The following is a 13,081-nucleotide window of genomic DNA, read 5'->3' as shown; positions in this document are numbered from 1 at the left end:
CAATTTCTCAGAACAAATATCTGAAAAATTTTTAAAATGCCTTGCTTTGCTTGCCCCGTAAGCGATTGAAGACAGACAAACAAGGAATCAAACTAGAGAATGAATCAGCCCTAGGGTTGGGGGGGGGTTGCCCATTGCCTCTTGCCTCATCTCAACAAGCAATTTAAATTACGAACAGCTTAATCGATTGATAAATTCTCTGTTGGCATCCGTTTTTCCCTGTCATTTCTGTTTTCCCGTTCCCTAGAGTGACGGAAAAGGGATATTCTGACTGCTGCCTTCCCAAAACGAAAACTTTATACCTCACCATTAAGATAACTGCTATAGCTTCACACCATAGTTCGGAAACCCGTACCGCTCGAGCCGTTGTCAGGGGGCCTTCTATTTCGGTAAATTAGCACTCGGAAGGTAAGAGTGCTAATCTGGAAAAAGCACTTACCCAAATACAAGACAAACGGAGGATATTCCATGGCTGCAGTCAGCATCAACGTAACAACTGTTAAACCCCTAGGCGATCGAGTTTTCGTTAAAGTTAGCCCCAGCGAAGAAAAAACCGCCGGTGGTATTTTCCTTCCCGACGCCGCTAAAGAAAAACCCCAAATCGGGGAAGTCGTGGCCGTCGGCCCCGGCAAACGCAACGATGACGGTAGCCGTACCCCCGTAGAAGTGGGTGTGGGTGACAAAGTTCTCTACTCCAAATATGCCGGAACCGATATCAAACTTGGTGGCGAAGAATTCGTTCTCCTCTCCGAAAAAGACATTCTCGCCGCCGTTTCCTAATCATCTACCCTTGAAAACCCCTATTTTGCCCGAATAACGATACATTATGGCTAAATCTATTATCTACAACGAAGATGCCCGTCGCGCCTTAGAAAAAGGCATGGATCTTCTGGCCGAAGCGGTAGCCGTCACCCTTGGCCCCAAAGGTCGTAACGTCGTCCTCGAAAAGAAATTTGGCGCACCCCAAATCGTCAATGATGGCATCACCATCGCTAAAGAAATCGAACTGGAAGACCATATCGAGAACACTGGTGTGGCTTTAATTCGCCAAGCAGCCTCAAAAACCAACGATGTGGCAGGTGATGGTACAACTACCGCCACCGTTCTCGCCCACGCTATCGTTAAAGAAGGTTTACGCAACGTCGCCGCCGGTGCTAACCCGATTTCTCTGAAAAAAGGTATCGATAAAGCTGCCGATTTCCTCGTCAGTCAAATCGCCAAACACGCGAAACCCGTAGAAGATTCCAAAGCGATCGCACAAGTGGGCGCTATCTCTGCCGGTAACGATGATGAAGTCGGTCAAATGATCGCCTCGGCCATGGATAAAGTCGGCAAAGAAGGCGTAATTTCCCTAGAAGAAGGGAAATCGATGACCACCGAACTAGAAATCACCGAAGGGATGCGTTTTGACAAAGGTTATATCTCTCCCTACTTTGTCACCGACACCGAACGCATGGAATGCGTTTTTGAGGATCCCGCTATTCTGATTACCGACAAAAAAATCGGTTTAGTACAGGATTTGGTTCCCATTCTCGAACAAGTGGCCCGTCAAGGTAAACCCCTAGTAATTATCGCCGAAGACATTGAAAAAGAAGCTTTGGCAACCCTAGTGGTTAACCGTCTGCGCGGTGTTCTTAACGTCACTGCGGTGAAAGCTCCTGGATTTGGCGATCGCAGAAAAGCGATGTTAGAAGATATCGCCGTCTTAACCGGTGGTCAAGTAATCAGCGAAGATGCGGGTTTAAAACTGGAAACCACCAAAATTGATAGCTTAGGTACGGCCCGTCGTATCACCATGAACAAAGATACTACCACCATCGTCGCCGAAGGCAACGACGTGGCAGTGAAAACCCGTTGTGAGCAAATTCGCCGTCAAATCGAGGAAACCGATTCTTCCTACGATAAGGAAAAACTGCAAGAACGTCTGGCTAAATTAGCCGGGGGTGTGGCAGTGATTAAAGTCGGTGCCGCTACGGAAACGGAAATGAAAGACCGCAAATTGCGCTTAGAAGACGCAATTAACGCCACTAAAGCAGCCGTAGAAGAAGGTATCGTCCCAGGGGGTGGTACTACTTTAGCTCACCTGGCTCCCCAATTGGAAACTTGGGCCAAAGAAACCCTACACCATGAAGAATTAACCGGTGCTTTAATCGTTTCTCGCGCCATTGCTGCCCCCTTAAAACGGATCGCTGAAAATGCCGGCCAAAACGGTGCAGTTATTGCCGAACGGGTGAAAGAAAAGCCCTTTAATGTCGGTTATAATGCCGCTACCGGTGAGTTCTCCGATATGTTTGAGGCGGGTATCGTTGACCCCGCGAAAGTGACTCGTTCTGCCCTACAAAATGCCGCTTCTATTGCCGGTATGGTTTTAACTACCGAGTGTATTGTGGTGGATAAACCCGAAAAAGAAAAAGCCGCTGCTCCCGCCGGCGGTGGTGACTTCGACTATTAATAATTAGTCTGTTTTTTCTTGACTCGATCGCAATTAAGCGATCGAGTTTTTTTTTGATGAAAAAACATCTTTTTGCATGAGTACATGAGTAGAAAACGGGTTTCTCGGAGAAACCCGTTTTCTGTGCGTTACTCAGAGGGGCGAAGCATTCGGGCAATAACCTATCGGTGAAACTGGAGATTTTCTATCCGAATGCTTCGCCCGTACTTTTTGCCGCAAACCCTACTTATGAGGAAAGGCAAAAGGGGCAATAGATAATCAGCTTTTAATAACCGTATTTAGAGGATTTATGTCGGGTTTCGTTGCCTCAACCCGACCTACGAATTTACTATACTAATTTTTCCGTGATATTTGTCAGGATAATTTCTAGGGAATCGGTAACGGGGGATTGACTCATGAATTTCCGGGAACATTCGATCGCCTAGTAATATTGTAGGCTGTTTTTGTAGGTGATACGCTCCTTACCAACGTTCTAAAATCAGTCCATCTACATAATTAAAATCAGTATCATCTGTCACCAATACCCAATTATTTTCTATACATTGAGCAGCAATCCATTTCACCACTCATTGACATCTACCTGACGACATTCTGTTTTAATGGCTTGTTGTAGTTCTTGTGCCTCTGAATCGCTTAAAATGCCTGAAAACTTGGCCAGAGGATGACTGTTGCCTGTTGCCTGAACTCGATGTAAAAAATCTAACACGGTTTCTATTAGATCATCAGGTGCTTGTTCGAGTTCTTGAATTAATTGTTGACGATGGTTCATAGACAGTCTTAACGAGTAATACAGTAAATGTGATGGCTACCTTGAATTCTCAATAATTCCCATCCGTGACGCTCTAAAATTTTGGCGAACTTTGGCGAACTTTTTCCCGGAAATCGATTTCATATCGCTATCTCTAGAATCCGAGTTTTCGGATCGTTCGGCAAGGATTCCACATCTATGGATAGACAACCTTCGATCGCCTCGTGTAAATTCTCTAGTAGTTCCTCGAAAGTTTCTGCTTGGGTGGCACAGCCGGGGAGCGCCGGGACTTCCCCCCAGAAGCCACCTTCCTCCGCCTCGTGAACGATAACTTTCATTTTCATTGCTTATCTCCTAGATCGATCAATGGGAGGGATGGATAGATAATTATCACCACCCCTAAAATCTAACATTTCTACGGGGTTGTGTAAAAAATTAACCTTTGTCCGTGGGTAAAGTGGTGGCCCTGTCGCCGTAACGATTTTGCTCCCTTAAGGTCAGATACATCCTTAATTAAAGCGTTCTGTGTTCCCTCTACTTTTTCCAATCGCCTATCAATAATCTTGAGTTCGGTTTTCACCTCGGCCATATCTACTTTTAGATCGGTGACATCTTTCTGTAAAGAGTCTAACTTGCCTTCGATTCTTGTTAGAACAGTTTCTAGGGAATAGGTGATAGTGACGGGGGATTGACTCATCTGAATTTCGGAGATTATTCGATCGCCCGGTAATATTATACGCTAATGATCAGCAATGGCAGAGATGCTTGATTTTTCGCACCACCAACCCCAAGGGGGTGGGATAGGGGTGTGGATGCCCGCTACGAATACAGAAAAATGGTCTTAAATACTTCCTTTCCCTGGGTGAAATCACACAAGTTTTTATACAAAGGTTGTATCATAGTCAGAGTCAATGACATTGTTGCGATTGCTTTCCGCTTCTAATCTAGACTATATTGGGATTGGTCAAAGCTAATTGCAATAGTGATCTTTTACAGTCAATGGTTTTTTAAGTCCTTTAATACACTATGTCTATCCTCAATCAAGAAAATCTTAAGATGGCAACCCTCACCCTGTTCCAAGAATACCAAAAAACAGGGGATAATAAGTTACGGGATCGGATTATGGAGTTAAATTTAGGATTAGTCAGAAAGGAAGCTCATCATTGGGTCAATCAATGCCATGAAAATTACGAAGATTTAGTGCAGGTTGGCTGTATGGGACTAATTCGGGCGATTAAGCGTTTTGACAGCAGCAAAGGTAATGCCTTTAGTTCTTTCGCTATTCCCTATATTCGCGGCGAAATTCAACACTATCTGCGGGATAAGGGTTACACGGTTCGTATTCCTCGCCGTTGGTTAGATTTAGGCAGACAAGCGACAAATGTGCGTCGGGATTTCCAAACTGTCCACAACCGTCAACCCAATGATACGGAAATCTCCCTCGCTTTAAATATTTCGATCGAAGAATGGCAAGAGGTAAAACTGGCTTTCCAAAACCGTGAACCTCTTAGTCTCGATGTGACGGTTAATAACGATGAAGATAATAATACCTGTTTAAAAGACCTCATTCCCGATCCCCATTATCGCAGCTTTCAACTATGTCAAGAGGATCGCATTCGTTTACAACAGGCACTCGCTCAATTAGAAGACAAAACCCGTCATATTCTTGAATTTGTCTTCCTTAAAGATCTTACTCAACGGGAAACCGCCGAACAATTAGGCATTAGTGTCGTTACCGTCTCCCGTCGGGTGAAAAAAGGTTTAGAAATTCTCAAGGAAACCATGACTCAAGAAGTATTTTAAGAAAATTATCGGTTCTCAACCCTTAAAATCTCCAAAAATCAGAAAAATGATCAAAACACACCTCAAAAACTCAATTTTTTGCATCTATAGCTTAAAAACAAGATTATTAGGAGTGGCATGATCCCCGCTTATCTTTGCCCAAATAGCAAGTAATTTAAAACCTCAGTTAAATATTCATACTGCTCGATCGAATTATAGTAGTGAGCAGAAATTCTCACAATCAATGATGCTTCTCCCCAAGCAATTATCGGCACTTCAATCTGATATTTTTCCCAGAGTTGCCTAGATAAATCTTCGGCTGCCCAAGCATAATTAGGAATTAGAATTGAGGACATCGATCCAATCATTGATTCTGGACAGGGATAATTGACCCGCAAGGCGCGACAAAGCAAATTTCTGGCTTTTAAAACCAAATTACGATTCCTCGCCATCAGACCCAGTAAACCATCAATAGAGAGAGAATTTAAAAACTCGATCGCTTTTGGCACTGATAAATAAGCGCTGGGATCATCGGTTCCCATCCAAGCAAATTCTAACTGAAAACGGGAGCGATCTTGTCGAGGAGAATTAGCCCCATGGCTAATAGTTAAAGGTCGAATTATTGCCTGTTTATCCCCGCGCACATAGAGAAAAGCAGCCCCCTTGGGACTACATAACCACTTATGACAATTAGCAGTATAATAGGTGGGATTAATTGCCCCGATATTAAGGGGTAAAAAACCTAAAGCATGAGCGCCATCGATGAGAGTATCAATACCCCAATTATTTAATTCTTGCACAATTTCTGCGATTGGCCAAATTAAGGACGTGGGACTGGTGACATGATCTAAAACTACTAATTTTGTCCGGGGAGAAACAGATGCTAAAATTGCTTGACTAATTTCTAAAGGAGACTGGACGGGAAAGGGAATTTTAGCGATAATTACCTTTGATCCCCATCTTTTAGCTATATGTTTAACTGCATTAGCACAAGCATTATAGGTCTGATCGGTGATCAGAATTTCCTCATTTTCCTGAAAAGTGAGAGAATTTAACACCGCATTCACTGCGGTGGTTGCATTGGGAACAAAGACTAAATCATCGCTATTGACTCCCACTAAATCCGCTAATTTTTGCCTAGCAATATCTAATAAACCCTCTAATTCTCTCCCCAAAAATGCTAAAGGTTGCCTTTCCATTCGTTCCCGCAATTGTTGCTGATAATCCAAGACTATTCTAGGGGTTGCACCATAGGAACCATGGTTGATAAAATAGATATTATCGGGAATTAACCAAGAGTTTTTGGACATATTGAATTAGTTTGATTTTATTGAGAACTAGAAAAAATAGCTGAAAAATTGCCTATTATATTCAGAGGCTCTTCTCGACTTTGTATGATCATCAGTGCTTTGTCTTGTCTCGTTCCAAGGTTCTACCTTGGAACGAGACAAGGGAGGATCTCCCTCCGTTTCCTGATGGGTTACACAAGAGGTAGAACCTTTGGAAATGCGTTGCAAGGGAGACCCTTGCAACGAGGTAAACGAGGTAAATAGCTGAAAAATTGCCTATTATATTCAGCTTCTGACTAGCTAGTATATTTATGACATAACCACCCATTTTAGATTAATCTCCCATGGTTTGAAAACGATGGATAATTTCAGTGACAAAAGTTTCTCCATCTATGAGAGGATGATTTTCTGGAGATTGATATTTTCCCGTTTTCACTTTCCGTTGAATTAGATGCTCTTGTTGTCGGGTAAGATGTAGGTTCATAGGTATAGCGGTTTTCATCAGAATGAGGTAAGTACTGGTGACTGGGAAGTGTCAACAAAAGGGGAATTACAATAGCAACCATCTGTGGGTGGTGATTCGATAGTAGTGATGGGGCTTAATGCCTTGCCAATTGGGCATTGTAGTCGTGTATGAAATACCAGATAGCCCCGATATGATTATCAATTTTTTTGGAGAACGATAGACTCTGTCTGACCAATCTAGAAATTCTTTGTCGAAGAGTATTATTTAATCTTTCAATAGGATTAGTTTGACCAGTTTCTTTACCTACTGCCCGATGACGTTTACGAGGAATTACTGTCTTATATGACTCCCAAAAGTCTGTGTAAGCAACAGCACATTGTCGATAAACTACTGGGAGACTTTTCCAGAGCTTTTTAGCTGATTTACGGCTTCTATCTCCTAAATAGGGCTGGCTGAATAATGGTAAAAACCTTTGAAAATAAGGCTTTTGACCTGTTAAAATCCGATGTTAGTGCCAGAATATAGGATTGAGAAAGAACCACATTTAGGACAACGAAATATTGAAGCTTGTGAATCTTTTGTCAGAAGATTATGTTCTAAATCTTCATCGCAATCCAACCAAAATTTAATGATCCAAGAGAAGATATTGATAAAAACAGCAATCATAAAAAGCAAATTCTTGACATTTGTCAGGTAATTATTTTTATTAGTAAATATTCTACACAACTCAGGCTAGATAAGCAAGAGAGCTACGCCACTACTATCGGATCACTACCAAACCCGACACCCCAGACGCTGATTATGGGGGGTTTAAGCAAGCGTCTATGATAAAGCGACGGAAACCGCGACCTCAGCCCTAGGCGGGTCGCGTGTAGTTCATGTTCTCATCCTAAAGGCGATCGATTTTCCCAAAACCCGTAAGGATTTAATCGTCATAAATGCGGCACTCTAAGGCATCGGGATTGGCTTCGCAGTAAGCCTGAAATGAGTTACTCCCCTGTTTTTTGGCCCGTTGATGGGAGGCTTCCGCCTGGAGTTCCTCCACCACATCCCAGGCTGCAGCGCAATCGGGAGAGGTTTCACCCTTGGCCGCACAAATTGCCCGCGCGTCTTCGCGAGCCGCTTCAATTTCATCTTCAATGAACAACCGCTTCGGCTTTTCGACAAAATCGCTCTTGAAGAGAATATCACTCACAGAAATAATGCCCAGCAAAGTTTTACCCTGAATCACTGGGGCGCGGCGAATGCGGGTTTGAGCAAATAACCGGGCCACATATTCCACCCCCAGTTCGGGATTGACAACCACACAGGGCTTGGCCATAATTTCATAGACCCGCATAGTTTTAGGATCGTGGCCAAAGGCCGCCACTTTGTAAACGATGTCGGTTTCGGTGACAATTCCATAGGGGTCCTGTTCATGGCGCGGTTCGACAATCAAACCCCGCAGTTTTTTTTCTTTCATCAATTTCACGGCATCGGCAACCGTTGCCGAACCACGAATGGTGACAACGTTTTGAGTCATAATTTCTTGAGCTTGTAGCATATATGGTTTGGTTTGGTTAAATGAAAGGACCGGTATAAACGCAAAAGTTGACTAGGGTTGCCCCGATAGCAATTTCCTAGACTCTTGTGGGCTGAGTGCCACTTTGAACACAGATGACAAAGACCAATGGGCGATCGCTGGTTTAGGCTGGGACGGCATGGCCGCAGCTGTGTTCCCCTGAATGCCTGGAGCATAGGCCTCCAGCACAGCGCCATTTTGCCAACACATGGCGATGAAATAATCACACACTGGGCATTCCGTCTGAGCAACCTGCCGGGCTGGACACTTATATCCTGCGGGTAGGCGATCGCTCAAGAGCCTTTGAGCTACGCTGCCACAGTTGGGACACCGAATTTCTATAAGCTTGTTCATCGCCATACCTCAAAATTAAATAGTGGTGTGAGAAGGAAAGAGTCAACGTCGGACGTTTGCCCAGAGTGGAAGACTATAATTGTCGTTCTACGGCTGCCGTAAATTCTTCATAGGGTTTAACCCCAACTAATGTCTCTATCAATTCCCCTTGTTTAAATACCATGACCGCCGGAATACTTCTAATCCCAAAACGTTTGGCCACGGGTTTGTTACTGTCTAGGTCAAGTTTGAAGACTTTGGCGCGATCGCGATAGTCATCGGCCAATCGATCGATCAACGGTGCCACCAGTTTGCAAGGTCCACACCAGGTTGCTGTGCAATCTACCACCAACAGTGATTCACTCTTTAACAGGGAATCAAATTCAGTTTCATCTTGAATAAATGTAGCCGTACCCATGTTTATATCTCCAGATTGATTTTGTGTAACTTAGGACAAATTCTTTTCTCGCTGCGTTTTAGAAGATAAATTCAGCTTTGAACCGCTCCTCCTCTAAAAATGCTTGGCCTTTGACCCTTTAACTTTGTCCGCCTCCCGGGGGTATCGTCTATAGTTTGGTTATCCCAGACATCGATGGTGACATCTAGTCCCTGCTCATGCAGGGGTTTTACTGTGTAAGTCGTCATCGGCTGCCCCCAATCAAAACAAATTTGCGACGTTAAGTTGCGATAATATGGTTTTGCAAGTTGTTGCATTTAGATACCCTATGACAGCGAACCCTTCCAACGATTTATCTGCCTGGGAGCGGCTAGAACAAGGCAGACAAGCAAAAGCAAGCAACGGTGGTTATGCGGGCTACGGCTCCCCTGCCTTTGGACAACGATCGATCGATGGGGAATTAGTGGATGATCCGGAAGAGTGCCGGATCATTGAACTGATTCGCCGTCATCACAAATCAGGGAAATCCTTGCAGAAGATCGCCGATTGGCTTAATGAACAGGGCTACACCACCAAACGCGGTCTACCATGGCAGCGTATTTCCGTAAAGCGGGTGCTGGATCGACTTTATGGAAAGGTGTCCAGAATTTCCGGAGTAACCCTTCAGGCCGACCAGAACCCAGAAGTACTCACCCCAGCGTCTGGTGATGCCGCTCCTAAAACCATTAGAGGCTGAATAACCCCTAAATAAAAAGTTTCAGGCTTTACCCTGTTACATCCCTCTATGATACACCGAAGTGGGTCTAAAATCTTTACGAGTTTAATAAAAATTGTAACAAAACGTTACATCTTTTAGGAAAAAGTTAAATGACGCTACACTTTGAGATAGTTTTAGAACGGGTTTTGGCAACTCTGAGAGTCTGGGTTCTTTGCCCAGTGGCTGTTCTGTCTATCTTGGCCTTTGCAATTGCAGGATGGTGCTGATGTCCCTCGATACACCTCTGAGTTGGGCCCCCGATCTGGAAAAGGCGATCAATCGCCAACCCTTGACGGTGCCGCCAACCACTTCTGTGGCAGATGCGATCGCCATGATCGGTCAAGCCCATAGTCGTCTGTGTTTGCTCACCGATGACCTATCCCCTCTAGCTGCTCCGGCCGGAGAAGCGCGTGTTAGCTGTCTGCTGGTGGTGCAAGGACAAGAGTTATTAGGAATTTTGACAGAACGGGATGTGGTGCGACTCACCGCCCAAGGAATTAACCTGACCGAGACAACCGTTGCCGATGTGATGGTACATCCCCTGATCACCTTGCCCCAGCAATCTGCTCAAGACATTTTTGCCGCCCTGTTTTTGTTTCGGCGCTACCGAATTCGCCATTTGCCGATTGTCGATGACCAAGGACAGTTAGTCGGGGTGATATCCCATGAAAGTATTCGCCAGATATTGCGTCCGGCCAATCTATTGCGGTTTCGTCGCGTATCGGATGTGATGACCACTCAAGTGGTACAGGCCCCACTCACCGCCACAGTCTTGCAATTGGCCCAGTTAATGGCCGAACATCGTGTCAGTTGTGTGGTGATCACCCAGAGAAATTCCGAAGACAATGACTACCCCGTTGGTATTGTGACAGAGCGAGATCTTGTCCAGTTTCAAGCAGTTCAAATCGATCTGCACAAAACTAAGGCCCAGACGGTGATGAGTACGCCCTTATTTCTCCTCAACCCCGAGGATTCCCTGTGGACGGCCCATCAGGAAATGCAAAAACGGCGGGTGGGGCGTTTGGTGGTTTCTTGGAACTGGGGTCGGGGGTTGGGTATTGTCACACAAACCAGTCTGTTAAGGGTTTTTGACCCGATGGAAATGTATGGGGTGATTGAAAATTTACAACAAACGATTCAACAGCTAGAGTCCGAGCGATCGCCCTCCCTTCCTTCCCCACCAGCGGACTTATTTCCCCAACAGACCCGCACCCCATCAGAAAAAGAGATCGCAGGCGATCGCGAATTATTACTTACCTTGCTGGACAATGCCTACAAAGACGTAAAGTATATGTTGGCTAACTTAGATATTGTCGTCGAGCAGCGGCGATCTTTGCTTCAATCTGTTCTCGATAAGCTTGAGTACCTCGGCCGTGAAATTAGCTCTTAGATATTCCTCTTCTGTCAGAGGAGGAGAGTTAGAATAGAGAGTGATAAATTCTCTGTTGGCATTTTCAGTGATACCATTTTTCACAAGTAATGGCAGAGATGGTTAATTGCCCTCACCCCTAACCCCCCCACCCCCCCAACCCCCCGACATCGTAGGGTCGTTTCATTCTCGCAAATGTCATTCAATCAAATCCTTATCTGGCAAGGTTTTCAGTCAATTTCTCAGAACAAATATCTGAAAAATTTTTAAAATGCCTTGCTTTGCTTGCCCCGTAAGCGATTGAAGACAGACAAACAAGGAATCAAACTAGAGAATGAATCAGCCCTACCCGACATCGGGGGGCAAGATACCTGCCAAGAATAAAGAAAAATGGTATGAGAAGAACCAGACGGCCTCGATTTTTGCTGTTGTGCAAAAACAAAAGAGTTGAGCGGAAACACTCAACTCCTCGGTTATCTATGCTTGATTCTAAGTAGGGAGGCACAATTATTTGTAGGATGGGTTAGGCGTTGGGTTTCATGCTTTAACCCAACCTACGTTCATCTTATATTTAATTCCACCCACCCACTTATAAAGGGTTATTGTGACTGCCAAAAACTTGCGCTTTTAGTGCATCAATTTCGGCTAATAACTCGCGACGATTTTCATCTTTGAGCAGATAGCGCCAGACAAACCAACCAGTGTAAACGATCCCAACTAATTGTAGGATAGGAGCAAGGAGGGGAATATCATCGATCGCATCTAAAACCGCTAGGGTAACTTTCACGGTGACAAAACTCGCCAAAATTGCCCCCAGAACGATTAAAGGTTTTTTGTATCCAGAGAAGAAACTACCGATATAATCGGGGACATTAGCCAGATAGGACATTACCGAATCCCAAACTGGTTCTACATATTCAGACCAAATCTGTTCGGTGCTGCTGCTGCTGGGTTTGCTCAGAGAGCCGGGTAAATCTGTTCTAATCGGATTTTTGGTCTCGGTGGGTTGCATTGATTCCATATTAACTGATCCTCATCATCAAGGTTAGATAGTGCGCGAATACGACCAACGGGGGTCAATTTTAACAGACTGAATAGACTAACTCGCTGTTGCCCATATTATCGGATAATTGCGATAGTAGGCGGAAAGTTTCTCAACAACTATTAAGAATCAAGGATTTAGCTTCTCAATTTTATCGTCAGTCTGACTGCAATTCTCTATTCTAACAGCAGGTAGCGATCGGAGTTGAGGAATCAGGGGGTGTCAGTTGGGTGCTAGGGATTGGTTGTTAGGATTACCAGATAAGATAATTAAATGCAGACTAAATATCTTCGAGATGCGTTCTATGGACTCCACAGTTAGCTTGCTTACCCGCATTACTCAAACACCCGGCCAGTGTGGTGGTCGTCCTTGTATTCGGGGGATGCGAATTCGAGTAAAGGATATTTTGGAAATGTTAGCGGAGAATGTGAGCATAACTGAAATTCTAGAAGACTTTCCCGATTTGGAACTCGCAGATATCCAAGCTTGTTTACTTTTTGCAGCACGGTGTACGGATTTTCCTAAACTAACGGCATGAAAATTTGGATTGATGCTCAACTACCTCCAACTCTAGCAAGCTGGTTATCAGCGACCTTTGATTTAGAAGCATCGTCCCTGCGAGACTTATCCCTTCGAGATGCTCAAGATATCGAGATCTTTGCAGCAGCGCGAGCGGAAAATGCCGTGATTATGACCAAAGATAGTGACTTTATTGATTTGGTTTGTCGTCTGGGAACACCTCCTCAAATTTTATGGTTAACCTGTGGTAATGTCACAAATCAGAATCTGCGGCGATTACTGACAGCTACTTTACCCGATGCGTTGAAACAACTAGAGCAAGGAACAATAATTGTAGAGATTAGCAATACTCCTTAAAGTCCTTCC

The 13,081-nt window shown here is 44.4% G+C and carries 18 protein-coding genes and 1 pseudogene; 7 read left to right on the top strand and 12 right to left on the bottom strand.

The window, feature by feature from the left end:
* Positions 1-468 precede the first annotated feature (468 nt).
* Entirely contained in the window at positions 469-780 is a 312-nt protein-coding gene (gene groES / locus H6F92_RS18915; protein ID WP_002737272.1) for a co-chaperone GroES, read from the top strand.
* 46 nt (positions 781-826) lie between these two features.
* Positions 827-2,452 (top strand): chaperonin GroEL, encoded by a 1,626-nt coding sequence (groL, locus tag H6F92_RS18910; protein WP_002769846.1) that lies wholly within the window; start codon positions 827-829, stop codon positions 2,450-2,452.
* 559 nt (positions 2,453-3,011) lie between these two features.
* Here groL and H6F92_RS18905 read toward each other — a convergent pair.
* The 4 genes from H6F92_RS18905 to H6F92_RS18895 form a co-directional block, all read right to left on the bottom strand.
* Positions 3,012-3,221 (bottom strand): hypothetical protein, encoded by a 210-nt coding sequence (locus H6F92_RS18905; RefSeq protein WP_185239110.1) that lies wholly within the window; start codon positions 3,219-3,221, stop codon positions 3,012-3,014.
* A gap of 8 nt (positions 3,222-3,229) precedes the next feature.
* A complete protein-coding gene (locus H6F92_RS27095; RefSeq protein ID WP_409790921.1) occupies positions 3,230-3,301 on the bottom strand; it encodes a type II toxin-antitoxin system HicA family toxin in 72 nt (23 codons plus the stop codon).
* Between the two features lie 39 nt (positions 3,302-3,340).
* Positions 3,341-3,544 carry a type II toxin-antitoxin system HicB family antitoxin gene (locus H6F92_RS18900; RefSeq protein ID WP_190359077.1) on the bottom strand — a complete coding sequence of 68 codons (204 nt, stop codon included), beginning with the start codon at positions 3,542-3,544 and terminating at the stop codon, positions 3,341-3,343.
* Between the two features lie 71 nt (positions 3,545-3,615).
* Positions 3,616-3,897: a hemolysin XhlA family protein gene (locus H6F92_RS18895; protein WP_190359076.1), complete on the bottom strand. Its 282-nt coding sequence runs from the start codon at positions 3,895-3,897 to the stop codon at positions 3,616-3,618.
* 329 nt (positions 3,898-4,226) lie between these two features.
* On the opposite strand from H6F92_RS18895, the gene H6F92_RS18890 reads away from it, so the two are divergent.
* Complete coding sequence (locus H6F92_RS18890) at positions 4,227-5,003, top strand: RNA polymerase sigma factor SigF (RefSeq protein ID WP_190359075.1); 777 nt, start codon at positions 4,227-4,229, stop codon at positions 5,001-5,003.
* 128 nt (positions 5,004-5,131) lie between these two features.
* Here the strand turns inward: H6F92_RS18890 and H6F92_RS18885 are convergent, their stop codons facing one another.
* The 7 genes and pseudogenes from H6F92_RS18885 to H6F92_RS18855 all read right to left on the bottom strand — a co-directional run bounded on the left by H6F92_RS18885 (position 5,132) and on the right by H6F92_RS18855 (position 9,276).
* Entirely contained in the window at positions 5,132-6,292 is a 1,161-nt protein-coding gene (locus H6F92_RS18885; RefSeq protein ID WP_190359074.1) for an aminotransferase class V-fold PLP-dependent enzyme, read from the bottom strand.
* Between the two features lie 313 nt (positions 6,293-6,605).
* Positions 6,606-6,755: a hypothetical protein gene (locus H6F92_RS18880; protein ID WP_206755598.1), complete on the bottom strand. Its 150-nt coding sequence runs from the start codon at positions 6,753-6,755 to the stop codon at positions 6,606-6,608.
* 115 nt (positions 6,756-6,870) lie between these two features.
* Positions 6,871-7,182 (bottom strand): annotated as a pseudogene (locus tag H6F92_RS18875) (IS1 family transposase); the annotation flags it as partial.
* A gap of 480 nt (positions 7,183-7,662) precedes the next feature.
* Positions 7,663-8,280 (bottom strand): CP12 domain-containing protein, encoded by a 618-nt coding sequence (locus tag H6F92_RS18870; RefSeq protein WP_002746099.1) that lies wholly within the window; start codon positions 8,278-8,280, stop codon positions 7,663-7,665.
* Between the two features lie 51 nt (positions 8,281-8,331).
* A complete protein-coding gene (locus H6F92_RS18865) occupies positions 8,332-8,658 on the bottom strand; it encodes a hypothetical protein (protein ID WP_190359073.1) in 327 nt (108 codons plus the stop codon).
* A 67-nt stretch (positions 8,659-8,725) separates the two neighbouring features.
* Positions 8,726-9,049, bottom strand: a complete 324-nt coding sequence (trxA, locus tag H6F92_RS18860; RefSeq protein ID WP_002790944.1) for a thioredoxin — start codon at positions 9,047-9,049, stop codon at positions 8,726-8,728.
* 71 nt (positions 9,050-9,120) lie between these two features.
* Positions 9,121-9,276 (bottom strand): hypothetical protein, encoded by a 156-nt coding sequence (locus tag H6F92_RS18855; protein WP_190359072.1) that lies wholly within the window; start codon positions 9,274-9,276, stop codon positions 9,121-9,123.
* A 47-nt stretch (positions 9,277-9,323) separates the two neighbouring features.
* Here H6F92_RS18855 and H6F92_RS18850 point away from each other — a divergent pair, with 47 nt between their 5' ends.
* Together H6F92_RS18850 and H6F92_RS18845 are read left to right on the top strand one after the other, a co-directional pair.
* Positions 9,324-9,764, top strand: coding sequence for a recombinase family protein (locus H6F92_RS18850; RefSeq protein ID WP_190359071.1), 441 nt, complete (start codon positions 9,324-9,326; stop codon positions 9,762-9,764).
* 238 nt (positions 9,765-10,002) lie between these two features.
* Positions 10,003-11,175, top strand: a complete 1,173-nt coding sequence (locus tag H6F92_RS18845) for a CBS domain-containing protein (protein ID WP_190359070.1) — start codon at positions 10,003-10,005, stop codon at positions 11,173-11,175.
* Between the two features lie 568 nt (positions 11,176-11,743).
* On the opposite strand, the gene H6F92_RS18840 is transcribed toward H6F92_RS18845, so the two are convergent.
* A complete protein-coding gene (locus H6F92_RS18840) occupies positions 11,744-12,175 on the bottom strand; it encodes a CAAD domain-containing protein (protein WP_045358126.1) in 432 nt (143 codons plus the stop codon).
* Between the two features lie 325 nt (positions 12,176-12,500).
* Here H6F92_RS18840 and H6F92_RS18835 point away from each other — a divergent pair, with 325 nt between their 5' ends.
* A complete protein-coding gene (locus H6F92_RS18835) occupies positions 12,501-12,734 on the top strand; it encodes a DUF433 domain-containing protein (protein WP_190359069.1) in 234 nt (77 codons plus the stop codon).
* Entirely contained in the window at positions 12,731-13,072 is a 342-nt protein-coding gene (locus tag H6F92_RS18830; protein ID WP_002759489.1) for a DUF5615 family PIN-like protein, read from the top strand. Before H6F92_RS18835 ends, H6F92_RS18830 begins: the two co-directional genes overlap by 4 nt.
* The last annotated feature ends 9 nt before the right edge of the window (positions 13,073-13,081 follow it).

The sequence above is a fragment of the Microcystis wesenbergii FACHB-1317 genome (assembly GCF_014696875.1).
In the GTDB taxonomy this organism is placed as follows: domain Bacteria; phylum Cyanobacteriota; class Cyanobacteriia; order Cyanobacteriales; family Microcystaceae; genus Microcystis; species Microcystis wesenbergii_A.
Note: the sequence above shows the minus strand (reverse complement) of the source record. Positions and strands in the feature narration are given on the sequence as shown.

Coding starts and splice junctions, on each gene's coding strand:
- H6F92_RS18835 (WP_190359069.1), top strand. CDS start 12,501: ATGGACTCCACAGTTAGCTTGCTTACCCGCATTACTCAAACACCCGGC.
- H6F92_RS18830 (WP_002759489.1), top strand. CDS start 12,731: ATGAAAATTTGGATTGATGCTCAACTACCTCCAACTCTAGCAAGCTGG.
- H6F92_RS18900 (WP_190359077.1), bottom strand. CDS start 3,544: ATGAAAATGAAAGTTATCGTTCACGAGGCGGAGGAAGGTGGCTTCTGG.
- H6F92_RS18895 (WP_190359076.1), bottom strand. CDS start 3,897: ATGAGTCAATCCCCCGTCACTATCACCTATTCCCTAGAAACTGTTCTA.
- H6F92_RS18880 (WP_206755598.1), bottom strand. CDS start 6,755: ATGAACCTACATCTTACCCGACAACAAGAGCATCTAATTCAACGGAAA.
- H6F92_RS18850 (WP_190359071.1), top strand. CDS start 9,324: ATGGTTTTGCAAGTTGTTGCATTTAGATACCCTATGACAGCGAACCCT.
- H6F92_RS18870 (WP_002746099.1), bottom strand. CDS start 8,280: ATGCTACAAGCTCAAGAAATTATGACTCAAAACGTTGTCACCATTCGT.
- trxA (WP_002790944.1), bottom strand. CDS start 9,049: ATGGGTACGGCTACATTTATTCAAGATGAAACTGAATTTGATTCCCTG.
- H6F92_RS18890 (WP_190359075.1), top strand. CDS start 4,227: ATGTCTATCCTCAATCAAGAAAATCTTAAGATGGCAACCCTCACCCTG.
- H6F92_RS18885 (WP_190359074.1), bottom strand. CDS start 6,292: ATGTCCAAAAACTCTTGGTTAATTCCCGATAATATCTATTTTATCAAC.
- H6F92_RS18855 (WP_190359072.1), bottom strand. CDS start 9,276: ATGACGACTTACACAGTAAAACCCCTGCATGAGCAGGGACTAGATGTC.
- groES (WP_002737272.1), top strand. CDS start 469: ATGGCTGCAGTCAGCATCAACGTAACAACTGTTAAACCCCTAGGCGAT.
- H6F92_RS18905 (WP_185239110.1), bottom strand. CDS start 3,221: ATGAACCATCGTCAACAATTAATTCAAGAACTCGAACAAGCACCTGAT.
- groL (WP_002769846.1), top strand. CDS start 827: ATGGCTAAATCTATTATCTACAACGAAGATGCCCGTCGCGCCTTAGAA.
- H6F92_RS18840 (WP_045358126.1), bottom strand. CDS start 12,175: ATGGAATCAATGCAACCCACCGAGACCAAAAATCCGATTAGAACAGAT.
- H6F92_RS18865 (WP_190359073.1), bottom strand. CDS start 8,658: ATGGCGATGAACAAGCTTATAGAAATTCGGTGTCCCAACTGTGGCAGC.
- H6F92_RS18845 (WP_190359070.1), top strand. CDS start 10,003: ATGGTGCTGATGTCCCTCGATACACCTCTGAGTTGGGCCCCCGATCTG.